This window comes from Mycobacterium sp. UM_Kg27 (genome assembly GCF_000972905.1).
Taxonomy (GTDB): Bacteria; Actinomycetota; Actinomycetes; order Mycobacteriales; family Mycobacteriaceae; genus Mycobacterium.
The window spans coordinates 23,143-35,794 of sequence record NZ_JRMM01000012.1 but is presented as its reverse complement, the minus strand read 5'-3'; the positions used below and the strand labels follow the sequence as shown (position 1 = coordinate 35,794).

The 12,652-nt window shown below is 68.4% G+C and carries 15 protein-coding genes and 1 tRNA gene; 10 read left to right on the top strand and 6 right to left on the bottom strand.

Features of this window, described 5'->3' with window-relative positions; all coding sequences use genetic code 11:
• Positions 1-27 precede the first annotated feature (27 nt).
• Both LI94_RS03700 and LI94_RS03695 read right to left on the bottom strand, forming a co-directional pair.
• Positions 28-1,398 carry a neutral zinc metallopeptidase gene (locus LI94_RS03700; RefSeq protein WP_343252043.1) on the bottom strand — a complete coding sequence of 457 codons (1,371 nt, stop codon included), beginning with the start codon at positions 1,396-1,398 and terminating at the stop codon, positions 28-30.
• A 155-nt stretch (positions 1,399-1,553) separates the two neighbouring features.
• The gene (locus LI94_RS03695) at positions 1,554-3,533 is read right to left on the bottom strand and encodes an ATP-dependent DNA helicase (protein ID WP_046300345.1); all 1,980 of its coding nucleotides are present in this window, start codon (positions 3,531-3,533) and stop codon (positions 1,554-1,556) included.
• A 50-nt stretch (positions 3,534-3,583) separates the two neighbouring features.
• On the opposite strand from LI94_RS03695, the gene LI94_RS03690 reads away from it, so the two are divergent.
• Positions 3,584-3,850 carry a YdeI/OmpD-associated family protein gene (locus LI94_RS03690; protein ID WP_024443470.1) on the top strand — a complete coding sequence of 89 codons (267 nt, stop codon included), beginning with the start codon at positions 3,584-3,586 and terminating at the stop codon, positions 3,848-3,850.
• Positions 3,851-3,858: 8 nt separating this feature from the next.
• Here LI94_RS03690 and LI94_RS03685 read toward each other — a convergent pair whose 3' ends face one another.
• Positions 3,859-5,169, bottom strand: coding sequence for a nicotinate phosphoribosyltransferase (locus LI94_RS03685; RefSeq protein WP_255351877.1), 1,311 nt, complete (start codon positions 5,167-5,169; stop codon positions 3,859-3,861).
• Positions 5,170-5,224: 55 nt separating this feature from the next.
• Here LI94_RS03685 and clpS point away from each other — a divergent pair, with 55 nt between their 5' ends.
• The 8 genes from clpS (at position 5,225) to LI94_RS03645 (ending at position 10,985) form a co-directional block, all read left to right on the top strand.
• Positions 5,225-5,539 carry an ATP-dependent Clp protease adapter ClpS gene (gene clpS / locus LI94_RS03680; RefSeq protein WP_024443472.1) on the top strand — a complete coding sequence of 105 codons (315 nt, stop codon included), beginning with the start codon at positions 5,225-5,227 and terminating at the stop codon, positions 5,537-5,539.
• 29 nt (positions 5,540-5,568) lie between these two features.
• Positions 5,569-6,156 (top strand): DUF2017 domain-containing protein, encoded by a 588-nt coding sequence (locus tag LI94_RS03675; protein ID WP_024443473.1) that lies wholly within the window; start codon positions 5,569-5,571, stop codon positions 6,154-6,156.
• Positions 6,157-6,161: 5 nt separating this feature from the next.
• Positions 6,162-7,232 carry a P1 family peptidase gene (locus LI94_RS03670; RefSeq protein WP_046300335.1) on the top strand — a complete coding sequence of 357 codons (1,071 nt, stop codon included), beginning with the start codon at positions 6,162-6,164 and terminating at the stop codon, positions 7,230-7,232.
• Between the two features lie 7 nt (positions 7,233-7,239).
• Positions 7,240-7,893: a rhomboid family intramembrane serine protease gene (locus tag LI94_RS03665; protein WP_081654620.1), complete on the top strand. Its 654-nt coding sequence runs from the start codon at positions 7,240-7,242 to the stop codon at positions 7,891-7,893.
• The gene (gene murI, locus LI94_RS03660; RefSeq protein ID WP_046300334.1) at positions 7,890-8,696 is read left to right on the top strand and encodes a glutamate racemase; all 807 of its coding nucleotides are present in this window, start codon (positions 7,890-7,892) and stop codon (positions 8,694-8,696) included. Before LI94_RS03665 ends, murI begins: the two co-directional genes overlap by 4 nt.
• 80 nt (positions 8,697-8,776) lie before the next feature.
• Entirely contained in the window at positions 8,777-9,553 is a 777-nt protein-coding gene (locus LI94_RS03655) for a cyclic nucleotide-degrading phosphodiesterase (protein WP_024443477.1), read from the top strand.
• A 35-nt stretch (positions 9,554-9,588) separates the two neighbouring features.
• Positions 9,589-10,368, top strand: a complete 780-nt coding sequence (gene rph / locus LI94_RS03650) for a ribonuclease PH (protein WP_024443478.1) — start codon at positions 9,589-9,591, stop codon at positions 10,366-10,368.
• Positions 10,365-10,985 (top strand): non-canonical purine NTP pyrophosphatase, encoded by a 621-nt coding sequence (locus tag LI94_RS03645; protein ID WP_192830899.1) that lies wholly within the window; start codon positions 10,365-10,367, stop codon positions 10,983-10,985. Before rph ends, LI94_RS03645 begins: the two co-directional genes overlap by 4 nt.
• Positions 10,986-10,999: 14 nt before the next feature.
• On the opposite strand, the gene LI94_RS03640 is transcribed toward LI94_RS03645, so the two are convergent.
• Genes LI94_RS03640 through LI94_RS03630 form a run of 3 tightly spaced genes read right to left on the bottom strand, consistent with a single transcriptional unit; the run spans position 11,000 to position 12,367 of the window.
• Positions 11,000-11,341, bottom strand: coding sequence for a DUF3817 domain-containing protein (locus LI94_RS03640; RefSeq protein WP_046300333.1), 342 nt, complete (start codon positions 11,339-11,341; stop codon positions 11,000-11,002).
• A complete protein-coding gene (locus tag LI94_RS03635) occupies positions 11,338-11,709 on the bottom strand; it encodes a hypothetical protein (protein ID WP_192830898.1) in 372 nt (123 codons plus the stop codon). Before LI94_RS03635 ends, LI94_RS03640 begins: the two co-directional genes overlap by 4 nt.
• Before the next feature lie 34 nt (positions 11,710-11,743).
• Positions 11,744-12,367 carry an LAGLIDADG family homing endonuclease gene (locus tag LI94_RS03630; protein ID WP_343252042.1) on the bottom strand — a complete coding sequence of 208 codons (624 nt, stop codon included), beginning with the start codon at positions 12,365-12,367 and terminating at the stop codon, positions 11,744-11,746.
• A 189-nt stretch (positions 12,368-12,556) separates the two neighbouring features.
• Between LI94_RS03630 and LI94_RS03625 the strand changes: the two genes are divergently transcribed.
• Positions 12,557-12,643, top strand: a tRNA-Leu gene (locus LI94_RS03625).
• Positions 12,644-12,652: the final 9 nt, after the last annotated feature.

The following is a 12,652-nucleotide window of genomic DNA, read 5'->3' as shown; positions in this document are numbered from 1 at the left end:
GCTTTCCTGCCCGCGGAGAACACAGCCTCAGGGGAAGCGGGCCAGACAGCGATCGAAATCGCCGAGCACCCCGGTGCGGTAGGCGTCGATGCGCGAGAAGCCGGCCGGGACCGACTCGCCGTTGATGTCACCGGCGGCCAGGCCGTTGGTCAGCAGCCCGGCGACCGCCTCGTCCAGATCGCCCGCGGTCAATGCGATCCGGCCGCCGTTGGAGGTGGTGACGCCCTGGGACAGCCGGGTGGTGGCCACCCCGGTCAGGCACGCGGTGCGCAGCGCGGCCGCGGCGTTGTCGAGCACCAACCCGCCGTGTTCGATCTGCACGCGCTGCAGGTACCGCGAGACCAGCGCCGAATAGGCGGTGTTGTCACCGGACAGCGTGGCCAACTTCTGGTCCTTGCCGGGTGTTCCCATGGCCTGCAGGGCCGGCAGGTCGACCGCAATGGTGTTGGAGTCCGGACAGTACGAGACCGGTGGACTGGGCCGAGCGTCCGAGCATGACGATGCGACCGCGGCATCGAAGGTGAGTGTCGGTGGCTGGTCCGGCATGAACGCGATGTTCATCGCGTCGACGACCAGCCGTACCGATTCCTCGCTGACCGGAACCTCGCCGGTCTCGTCCTGTTGCAGTTGCACGGGTAGTTCACCGCGCCGCTGCTCGATCTCATTGGCGTCGATGGCATTACACGAGTCGGCGCCGTCGGTGAACCCGAACTGGAACGCTGAGATCCGCTCGAAGGCCGAGCCGTGCTCGTTGTTGCCGATCGACTCGTCGGGGCCGAGCAACGGGTCACGCAGCGCCAGCATTGCGGCCAACACGCCATTGAGCCCGTCGCCGGTGCTCAGCGTGAAGCGGGGCGAGTCCCCCTGAGCCACCCAGCGCAAGTAGACACCCGCCAAGCAGTCGGCCTGCTGCTCGGCCACCAGTGTCGGGGTCTGACGCCGCTTGGTGATGCCGGCGGTGCGGGCAATCGCGTGGCCGTACTCGTGCGCGAGCACCATGGTGATGGCCATGTCGCCATAGGCGCTGCGCAGTGCGGGCAGCAGCAGCCGGCGATCCCAGCCGATGGTGTTGTCCAGGTAGCAGTAGGCAGCGTTGACCAGCAGGAAAGTCCTGCTGTCACAGAATTTTCCGCGTAGCTGCGCCGGATCCCAAGACAGCAGTGACTTCGCCGGCCTGAACTCGCCGTCGAAGGTGTTGGGATAGGTCGTGGTCCAAAACGCCTCGAGGTCGCTGACCGATTGTGCGGCGAGCTGATCGATCCGTCCGCCGTCGGTGCCGTCGACTTCCCGGGTCGGCGGCGGGGCGTCAGGGCGCAGCCCGGTGGGGCCGTCGACGGCCTGCAGGCCGCCCACCCGGAAGGGGTCGGCGAAAGCCGACACGGGTTTCCCGTCGAGCATGCGGGCACATCCGCTCAGCAATAACACCAATGTGCAGGCGGTGACGAGGACCCGGCGGGTCAGCGAGCCTCGACGAAGGAGAGGCGAAGCTGGGGCCGCCGCTTTAAAACGGTGCCGTCGGCGGGCAGGGCGCATGAGGTACCACGATAGTGGGCTTAGCCCCCGCGCAGTCGCTGCAGCGCCAGTTGCACTTTGGCGGCGTCAGTGGTGCCCCAGAACGGCGGCAGCGAGGCCCGCAGATATCCGGCGTAACGGGCGGTGGCCATCCGGGAGTCGAGTACCGCCACCACGCCCCGGTCGTCGGTCCCGCGCAGCAGCCGGCCGGCGCCCTGGGCCAGCAGCAGAGCCGCGTGGTTGGCGGCCACCGCCATGAAGCCGTTGCCGCCGCGCGCGGTGATGGCGCGCTGCCGGGCGGTCAACAGCGGATCGTCGGGCCGCGGGAACGGGATGCGGTCGATGAGCACCAGCGACAGCGACGGTCCCGGTACGTCGACGCCCTGCCACAGCGACAGCGTGCCGAACAGCGAGGTCTCGGCGTCATCGGCGAACTGCTCGACCAGCGCGCCCGTGGTGTCGTCGCCCTGACACAGCACCGGGGTGTCGAGGCGCTCGCGCATCGCTTCGGCCGCGGCTCGTGCCGCCCGCATCGACGAAAACAAGCCCAGGGTGCGGCCGCCGGCCGCGGTGATCAGCGCGGTGATCTCGTCGAGCTGTTCGGCCGTGCCGGTGCCGTCACGACCGGGTGGCGGCAGATGTGCCGCGATGTAGAGGATGCCCGACTTGGCGTGCGCGAACGGCGAGCCGACATCAAGCCCCCGCCAGCGCGCGGCCTGGGGATCGTCGCCGCGCCGCAGACCCCAGTCGCCGGCCATGGCGTCGAAGGATCCGCCGACCGTCAGCGTCGCCGAGGTCAGCACCGTCGTTGCGCGGGCGAACAACCGCTCGCGCAGCAGGCCGGCCACCGACAGCGGCGCCACCCGCAGCACGGCCCGCACCGAGCCCCGGTTGTCCTCGTGGCTGAGCCAGACCACGTCGTAGCGGTCGGGGATAGCCGGTTCGAACGAGGTCAGGATCCGGGAAGCGGTGTCGGCGATCTCGGTCAGCGCGGCGACCGACTCCTTGCGTGCCGCGGCGGCCTTGGGATCGGCGGGGGCGGTATCAATCGCGGCGCGGGCCGCACCGGCGGCATCACGAAGGGCCGCCAGGTAGGTGGCCAGCTCGTCGTCGAGGTGATCCATCCGGCCGGGCGTGCCGTCGTGGATCGCCGAGCCGAACGTGAGCGATGCGGCATCGAGGCGCTGAACCAACTCGGGGGAGACCAACCGCGCGACGCGGCGCACCGCGACGCTGAGCATGGTCGCGCTGAGCTCGGCGGTAGCCACCGAGGTCACCCGGTCGGCGAGTTCGTGCGCTTCGTCGATCACCAGCAGACGATGCTCGGGCAGCACGGTGGTGTCGGAGATGGCGTCGATGGCCAACAGGGCGTGGTTGGTGACGACGACATCGGCCTCGGCAGCGACCGTGCGGGCCCGCTCGGCAAAGCAGTCCGTGCCGTATGGGCAGCGCACGGCACCCACGCATTCCCGCGCCGAGACGCTGACCTGAGACCAGGACCGTTCCGGTACACCGGGTTTGAGGTCATCGCGGTCACCGGTGTCGGTGTCTTCTGCCCACGCGGTCAGCCGCTGCACGTCGCGGCCCAGTGCGCTTGCCGCGAACGGATCGAACAGCTCCTGCGGCTCATTGTCGGACTCTTCGGCGATGCCGGTATGGATCTTGTTCAAGCACAGGTAATTCCGTCGCCCCTTGAGCAGGGCGAAGGTGGGGCGCCGGGGCAGCACTTTCTCCAGGGCGGCGGCCAGCCGCGGCAGGTCACGGTCGACGAGCTGGCGTTGCAATGCGATGGTCGCGGTCGACACCACGACGGGGTTTTCGTCGGTCAACGCCCGCGCGATCGCCGGCACCAGGTAGGCCAGCGACTTGCCGGTACCGGTGCCGGCCTGCACCGCCAGATGCTCGCCGGTATCGAAGCAGCGTGCCACCGCCTCGGCCATACGGACCTGGCCCTCGCGTTCGCTGCCACCCAGTGCGGCTACGGCGGCGGCGAGCAGCTCGGATACGGACGGGTCAGCCATGGTGTGCACACGGTAGCCAATTTTCTAGCCGACGGCCGTACCCTGAGGCGATGAGCAGCCAGCGATTGCCAGGCGGCGCAGTGCACGAACTACCGGAAGATCTGCGCGACGGACTGTTGGTCAGCCCCACCGCACTTGAGGCGTGGCTGAGCATTACGACTTTGGCCCGCAACGAGTTCATCTGCTGGGTTGAGGACGCCAAGCAGCAGGTCACCCGCGAGCGCCGGATTCGGCGAACTCGTGAGGAACTCGAAGAAGGCAAGCGGCGCCCCTGCTGCTGGCCGGGGTGCAAGCACCGGGAACGCAACGGCAAGTAGGACCGCGCTCAGGCGCGGCCGGGCACCAGCCGGGTCGGGATCGCCGGCTCGCCGTGCGCGAGTTTGAGCGCCTCCCAGGGCAGGCTGTGCAGGCCGGCCACCACGCGCTCGCGCGCCGCGGCCAGCGCCGTCGCCCCGGTGTCGGTCACCACCTCACCGCCGCGTACCAGTGGCACGGTCAAGGGCCGGGCCCGCGCGTCCGTCGTCGGCGGGTGCCCGGCCGGGTAGACGACCTCGTCGGTGACGATGCCGCTTTCGCGGGCGACCCGTAGCGCCTGTTTGAGTCCGCCCTGCGACTCTTTGCCCGTGCTGCGCTTGGACACCGGCTTGCCGTCCACTTCGACCAGTTTGTAGACGAACCCGGCCGCGGGCACGCCTGAGCCGGTCACCAACGCGGTGCCGACGCCGTAGCTGTCCACCGGCGCCGCCCGCAGCGCGGCGATGCCGTACTCGTCGAGGTCACCGGAGACCACGATCTTGGTGTTGGTGGCCCCCAACCGGTCCAGCTGGTCACGGACCTGATGGGCCAACACCCCCAACTCACCGGAGTCGATGCGCACCGCGCCGAGCCCCGGGCCGGCCGCTGCGACGGCGTTGGCCACCCCGGTGGTGACGTCGTAGGTGTCCACCAGCAGCGTGGTGTCGACACCCTGCGCAGCGACCTGGGCGCGAAACGTCGCCACCTCGCCGTCGGGCCCGGTATGCAACAGCGTGAAGGCGTGCGCGCTGGTGCCCAGCACCGGCACGCCGAAGCGCTGGTGTGCCGCCAGATTGGAGGTGCCGGCAAAGCCCGCCAGGTAGGCGGCCCGGGCCGCAGCCACGGCGGCCTGCTCGTGCGTGCGACGTGAGCCCATCTCGATCAGGGGCCGTCCGCCGGCGGCGTTGACCATGCGAGCGGCCGCCGAGGCGATCGCGCTGTCGTGATTGAAGATCGACAGCAGCAGCGTTTCCAGCACGACACACTCGGCGAAACTGCCCTGTACGTTGAGCACTGGCGACGCGGCGAAATACAGCTCCCCTTCGGGGTAGCCGTCGATGTCGCCGCGGAAGCGGAAATCCGCCAGGAAATTGACGGTCTGGCGATCAAGGAACCCCGAGAGCAGGCTCAGCGCGGCGTCGTCGAAGGTGAACCCGGCCAGGGCCTGAAGGAACCGTCCGGTGCCGGCCACCACCCCGTAGCGGCGTGCCTCGGGGAGGCGGCGCGTGAACACTTCAAAGCCGGCCGGTCGAGCCGCCGTGCCGTCACGCAGCGCCGCGGCGAGCATGGTCAGCTCGTACTTGTCGGTGAGCAGTCCGCCGCCCTGGGCCGAGTGGTTCACCCGCCAACCGTATCGACTGGACTGCACCCCACCTCGGCTCGGTATCCTGACCGGTATGGCCACGTCAGTACCGACGTCCGCCCCGGTGAAACCGCAGGGCACCGGACAGCGGCACGCCGACCCGGTCGAGGAGACGGCTTCGCCCTGGGTGACCATCGTCTGGGACGACCCGGTCAACCTGATGACCTATGTCACCTACATCTTTCAGAAGCTGTTCGGCTACAGCGAGCAGCACGCGACCAAGCTGATGCTGCAGGTGCACCACGAGGGCAAGGCCGTGGTGTCGGCGGGAAGCCGTGAGTCGATGGAAGTCGACGTGTCCAAGCTGCATGCCGCCGGTTTGTGGGCGACCATGCAGCAGGACCGCTGAGACCCAACCGAAGGGAACCGGACTTCACCGTGCAGAAATGGAAGCGGGTCGAGACCGACGACGGACCCCGCTTCCGGTCTGCGCTGGCCCTTCACGAGGCCGCGCTGCTCCGGAATCTGGTCGGCTCGATCGTCGAGATGCTCGACGCGCGCGAGGCTGCTTCTCCGCCAGACGAACTTGAACGGATCACCGGGATACGAACCGGCAACACTCGAACACCCGAAGACGCCACGACACGCCGGCTGCTGCCGGATTTCTATCGCCCGGAGGGTGATGCGGACGTTTCCGCGATCGACGCAGATGGCCTGAACGCGGCGCTGCGCAGTCTGCATGAACCAGGCATCATTGACGCGAAACGTGTTGCGGCACAACAGGTCCTGGCCACTGTTCCGGAACAGGGCGGTCGATTCGAGCTGACCGAGGAGCAGGCCAACGCCTGGATTGCCGCGGTCAACGACATCCGCCTCGCGCTGGGAGCCGTGCTCAAGATAGGTCCCGACGGCCCGGATCAGTTGTCCGCGGGTGATCCAATGGCTGGACAGCTCAACGTGTATCAGTGGCTCACCGTGCTGCAGGAATTCCTGGTGGTCGCGCTGATGGGAAGGCCCAGACGATGACAGGCATGGGTTCGATCACCGATGTCGCCGGCATCCGGGTGGGCCACCACCAGCGGATCGATCCGGAGGCGACACTTGGCTCCGGCTGGGCCACCGGCGTCACCGTCGTGCTGGCGCCACCCGGGACGGTCGGCGCCGTCGACGGTCGCGGTGGAGCACCGGGCACTCGCGAAACCGACCTGCTGGACCCGGCCAACAGCGTGCGCTGGGTGGACGCCGTGGTGCTCTCTGGCGGCAGCGCCTACGGACTGGCGACCGCCGACGGTGTGATGACCTGGTTGGAGGAGCAGGGCCGGGGTGTGGCGCTGGAGGGCGGCGTGGTGCCGATCGTGCCGGCCGCGGTCATCTTCGACCTGCCCGTCGGCGGCTGGGACTGCCGGCCCACCGCAGAATTCGGCTACGCCGCCGTGGCCGCGGCCGCCGGCCCCGACGGTCAGCAACCGTTGTCGGGCAGCGTCGGTGCCGGCGCCGGGGCCCGGGCCGGGGTCTTCAAGGGTGGCGTGGGCACCGCATCGATGACACTGGAGCTCGGGGACGACGTGGTCACCGTGGGCGCCATGGTCGTGGTGAATCCGACCGGTGAACTCATCGATCCCACCACCGGGTTGCCCTGGTCGACGCTGCTCATCGAAGAATTCGGTCTGACGGCACCGCCGTCCGAACAGCTGGCGATCCTGGCCGGCCTGGAGCCCAAATCAATGTCCCTCAACACCACCATCGCCGTGGTGGCCACCGACGCCGCGCTGAGCCCGGCCGGCTGCCGCCGGGTGGCGATCGCCGGGCAGGACGGGCTGGCCCGCACCATCCGGCCCTCGCACACTCCGGTCGACGGCGACGTGGTGTTCGCCTTGTCGACCGGGACCGTCGAGGTTCCGCCGCTGCCGGGAACACCGGCCGCGATGTCCCCGGAGACGGGCCTGATTGCCGAGGTCGGTGCCGCCGCGGCGGACTGTCTGGCCCGAGCGGTGCTGTCGGGCTTGTTGTGTGCTGATCCGGTGGCCGGAATCCCGACCTACCGCGGCACCGTGCCGGGCGCATTCGCCGAGCGGCTCGGTGACCGATCGGGAAGGGCGTGAGGTGGGCGTGACTTCCCGCGGGGGAACCGCACCCGCACCGCAGCCCGAAGAGAAGTCCGTCTGGCGCACCGGCGGGGCCACCATCATCGCTTTCGTCGGGCTGCTCTACCTGATCGAAGCCGTCGATCAGGTCGGCGGTCACCAGCTGGACCGCAACGGCATCCGGCCGCTGGAGACCGACGGCTTGTGGGGGGTGCTGTTTGCGCCGCTGCTGCACGCGAACTGGGCGCACCTGCTGGCCAATACCGGCCCCGCGCTGGTGCTGGGCTTCTTGTTGACTTTGACTGGGCTGTCTCGGTTTGTGCTGGCCACCGCCATCGTGTGGATTGTCGGGGGGCTGGGGACATGGTTGATCGGCAACGTCGGGTCGTCGTGCGGGCCGACGGACCACATCGGTGCCTCTGGCCTGATCTTCGGCTGGCTGGCCTTTTTGGTGGTGTTCGGATGGTTCACTCGCCATCTCTGGCAGATCCTGGTCGGCGTCGTAGTGCTATTCCTCTACGGCGGAATCCTGTGGGGAGCGGTGCCGGTGCTGAACGTATGCGGTGGGGTGTCCTGGCAGGGCCACCTGTGCGGGGCGCTCGCCGGCGTGCTGGCCGCCTACTGGCTGGCGGCTCCCGAGCGTAAGGCCCGGACACTGCGTCGGGGGGCGGGTGCGTGAGCCCGATCGGAATCTTCGACTCCGGCGTCGGCGGGCTGACTGTGGCCCGATCGATCATCGACCAGCTGCCCGACGAGGACATCATCTACGTCGGCGACACCGGCAACGGTCCTTACGGCCCGCTGACCATCCCCGAGGTCCGTGCGCACGCCCTGGCCATCGGGGACGACCTGGTCTCGCGGGGCATCAAGGCGTTGGTGATCGCCTGCAACACCGCCTCGGCGGCGTGCCTGCGCGACGCGCGGGAACGCTATGACGTGCCGGTCGTCGAGGTGATCCTGCCGGCGGTGCGCCGGGCGGTAGCAACCACCCGCAACGGCCGCATCGGGGTGATCGGGACGCAGGCAACCATCGCCAGTCACGCCTACCAGGATGCGTTCGCGGCGGCTCGTGACACCGATATCACCGCGGTGGCCTGCCCGCGCTTTGTCGACTTCGTCGAGCGCGGTATCACCAGCGGCCGTCAGGTGCTGGGGCTGGCCGAGGGCTATCTGGAGCCGCTGCAACGCGCGGGAGTCGACACCCTGGTGTTGGGCTGCACGCACTACCCGCTGTTGTCGGGATTGATCCAGCTCGCGATGGGTGATCAGGTGACGCTGGTGTCCAGCGCCGAAGAGACCGCCAAGGAACTGTTACGGGTGCTCACCGAGCGCGACTTGCTGCGCCCGCATGAGGCCGCTCCGGCGACGCGGGTCTTCGAAGCCACCGGTGATCCGGAGGCATTCGCTGAATTGGCGACCCGCTTTCTGGGCCCGGCGATCACCGGCGTCGGAGCCGTCCACCGCCACGCCCCGTTGCGCTAGCCCGTGATTTCGATGACGAATAGTGAGCAAAGCGCCGGTGTCTTCGTCATGGTCGCGGCGAACATGGCACAGTAGGGAACGTGCGACTGACCGTGCTGGGCTGCTCCGGCAGTGTGGTGGGTCCGGATTCGCCGGCATCGGGATACCTGTTGCAGGCGCCGGACTCGCCGCCGCTGGTAATCGACTTCGGAGGTGGGGTTCTCGGCGCCCTGCAACGCCATGTCGATCCGGGGTCGGTGCATGTGCTGTTGTCGCACTTGCACGCCGACCACTGCCTGGATCTGCCCGGGTTGTTCGTCTGGCGCCGTTACCACCCATCGGTGGCGAGCAAGCCGTTCGACAAGGGGCTGCTCTACGGGCCCAGCGACACCTGGTCGCGGATGGGTGCGGCGTCCTCGCCCTACGGCGGCGAGATCGATGACATCACCGACATCTTCGATGTCCGCGCCTGGGTGGACGGTGAGCCCGTCACGTTCGGGGCGTTGCGCGTGCAGCCCGGACTGGTGGCGCATCCGACCGAGTCGTACGGCATGCGGATCATCGATCCGTCCGGCGCGACGCTGGTCTACAGCGCCGACACCGGCTTCTGCGATGCGGTGATCGAGCTGGCGCGCGGCGCCGATGTGTTCTTGTGCGAGGCGTCGTGGACCCATGACGCAACCCGGCCGCCTAACCTGCACCTGTCGGGAACCGAGGCCGGGCGCATCGCCGCGGCCGCGGGTGTCGGACAACTGCTGCTGACCCACATCCCGCCCTGGACTTCGCGCGAGGACGTGATCGGGGAGGCCAAGGCGGAGTTCGACGGTCCGGTGCACGCCGTGGTGTGCGACGAGTCGTTCGACATCAAGCGGTCCTGACACAGCATTTCGCACCCCCCGATAGGGTTATCCGCGTGTCCAAACGAGAAGACGGTCGCCTCGACGACGAGCTGCGCCCGGTTGTCATCACCCGCGGCTTCACCGCCAACCCGGCCGGATCGGTTCTGGTCGAGTTCGGCAACACCCGGGTCATGTGCACGGCCAGCGTCACTGAAGGCGTTCCGCGCTGGCGGAAGGGCTCCGGCCGCGGTTGGCTGACCGCCGAGTACGCCATGCTGCCGGCCGCCACCCACACCCGGTCGGATCGCGAATCGGTCAAGGGCCGAGTCGGCGGACGAACTCAGGAGATCAGTCGGCTGGTGGGTCGCTCGCTGCGTGCCTGCATCGACCTGGCCGCGCTGGGGGAGAACACCATCGCGATCGACTGCGACGTCCTGCAGGCTGACGGCGGTACCCGTACCGCGGCGATCACCGGTGCCTATGTGGCGCTCGCCGATGCGGTCACCTACCTGTCTGCCGCAGGCAAGTTGTCGGACCCGCGCCCGTTGTCGTGCGCGATCTCAGCGGTCAGCGTCGGCGTGGTCGACGGCCGGGTCCGCGTCGACCTCCCCTATGAGGAGGACTCGCGCGCCGAGGTCGACATGAACGTGGTCGCCACCGACACCGGAACCCTGGTGGAGATCCAGGGCACTGGCGAGGGGGCGACGTTCCCGCGCTCGACCCTGGATAAGATGCTCGACGCGGCGCTGGCCGCCTGCGAGAAGCTGTTCGTGGTGCAGCGCGAAGCGCTGGCGTTGCCGTATCCGGGGGTGCTGCCGGAGGGGCCGGCGCCGAAGAAGGCGTTCGGCAGCTGACCGCGCCGGTGACGCAACTGCTGGTCGCCAGCCGCAACCGCAAGAAGCTGGCCGAACTGAGCCGGGTGCTGGAGCACGCCGGAGTCTCGGGCGTACAACTGGTTTCGCTGGATGAGGTGCCGCCGTATCCCGAAGCGCCGGAAACCGCGGCGACGTTCGAAGAGAACGCCCTGGCCAAAGCCCGTGACGGTTACGCTGCCACCGGATTGCCTTGTGTCGCAGATGATTCGGGCTTGACCGTCGCTGCGCTCAACGGTATGCCGGGGGTGCTGTCGGCGCGCTGGTCGGGCAGCCACGGCGATGACGCGGCCAACACCGCGCTGTTGCTGGCGCAGCTGCGCGACGTGCCCGACGAGCGGCGCGGCGCGGCGTTCGTCTCCGCGTGCGCGCTGGTCTGGGGCACCGGCCCCGAACACGAGGTGGTGGTGCGCGGCGAATGGGTCGGCAACATCGCCCGGGAACCGCACGGCGACGGCGGATTCGGCTACGACCCGGTGTTTGTCCCGGCGGGCACCGACCGCACCGCCGCGCAGTTGAGCCCGGCCGAAAAGGACGCCGCGTCGCACCGCGGCCGGGCGCTGGAGTTGCTGCTGCCGGCGCTGCGCTCGCTGGCCTAACGACGCCGCGGGGCTCAGAGGTTGAACTGGGCCTTGATGTTTCGGGACTGGAAGTGCTCGACGATGATGCCGAGCAGCGGAATGGTGCCCGACAGCAGCACCCCGACGGTCTTGCCGAGGGGCCAGCGGACCTTGACCGCCAGGTTGAACGCGGCCAGCAGGTAGGCGAAGTACACCCAGCCGTGCACCACGGCGATCCAGGTCGGCGGGTTGTCCACCTTGACCACGTAGCGCATCACGATCTCGTAGCACAGGGCGATCAGCCAGACACCCGTTGCCCACGCCATCACCCGGTAGGGCAGCAGCGCGCTGCGGATCTTCCCGGCGGGGGCGGCCTGGGCGGGGGAGGAGGTCATGCGGTGTTCCTGTTCTGTCGGGTGTTCTCGGAGAGCTCGGCCAAATAGGCGTTGTACTCGCGCATCGCGGGGTCATCGGTGGGGGCGGCGGGCGCGGGCCGTTCCGGCAGCAGCCCCGCGGGTATCTCGGTCAGCGTGTCTTCGGGGTGCAGTTCGGGCGGCTCTTCTTCGTAGCGGACGAACTTGCGATAGGCGTACACGCAGAACCAGGCGAACAACGGCCACTGCAGCGCGTAGCCGAGATTCTGGAAGGTGCCGTTGACCTCTTGGAACCGGCTCCACTGCCACCAGCCCAGGCCCAGGCACGAGCTGGCGGCGACGATCACCAGCACGACCAGTGCAGGTCTCCGACGCCGTGTAGTGGACACCCCTTGACGGTACCGCGCTTGGTGCGGAATGCCGTCAGGCCTTCGGGCCGACGAACTCGTCGAGTCGCGCCGTGGCGGCTTTGCGATACACGGCGATCTGGTACGTGCTGTTCTGCGTCCACGGAATCCCGAGACGATCTAGCGCCGCACAGAACAGGCCGCGGATATCGTCGGAGCGGTTGGAGAAGTGGTAACGGACGCTTCGCACACCGCGGTCATTGGCCACCGTCCGGCAGCCGTCGCTGTCGATGAGGCCGCGAATGAACTCCTCGGTCGCCTGCTCGACGAGCGCTTGCTGCCACGCTTCCAGCCGGATCGGCCGATGATGCTTCTTGCCGGGGCCGTGCTGGGGGAAAAGGCAGGGCCAGTGTTTCGAGTACAGGTAAACCTCGATGCAATGATCGGAACGATGAAATGCCGCGGCGCGTTGACCAGGCATCAGTACGTCGATCGCGCTGCGGCAACGCTCAACGATTCGCGGGTACTTGGCATCGAGGGTGATCCTGAGACGGCATGCTCGGGCGTATTGGGAGATACAGCCGTCGCCCAGGTACAGGCCGAGCAGGTAGCAGTATTCAGCTGCTGGTAGGCGAGAGAAATCATGGCTGCGGCCAGCAGATGCGTGCCGAACCTTGGGGCCATGCCGCCATTGACACACAGTGCGCCGAGGAACAGCGGTCTGGCGAGCGATAGCGCAGTCGCTGAGCCCCGAGGCGATGAGTCGCTGTACAGCGTCGAATTCCTCGGTGGATCGGATGTTCCGGCCTTTCCGCGCGTTGTGCCCAAACGTTAGTTCGGAACACCGACAGATATTTCGATCGGCTGGCCCAGTAGAATTCGTGCGTCCGCGGGCGTGATGGAATTGGCAGACATGATGGCTTTAGGTGCCATTGCTCGAAAGAGCGTGAGGGTTCGAGTCCCTCCGCCCGCACCATTGGGAACT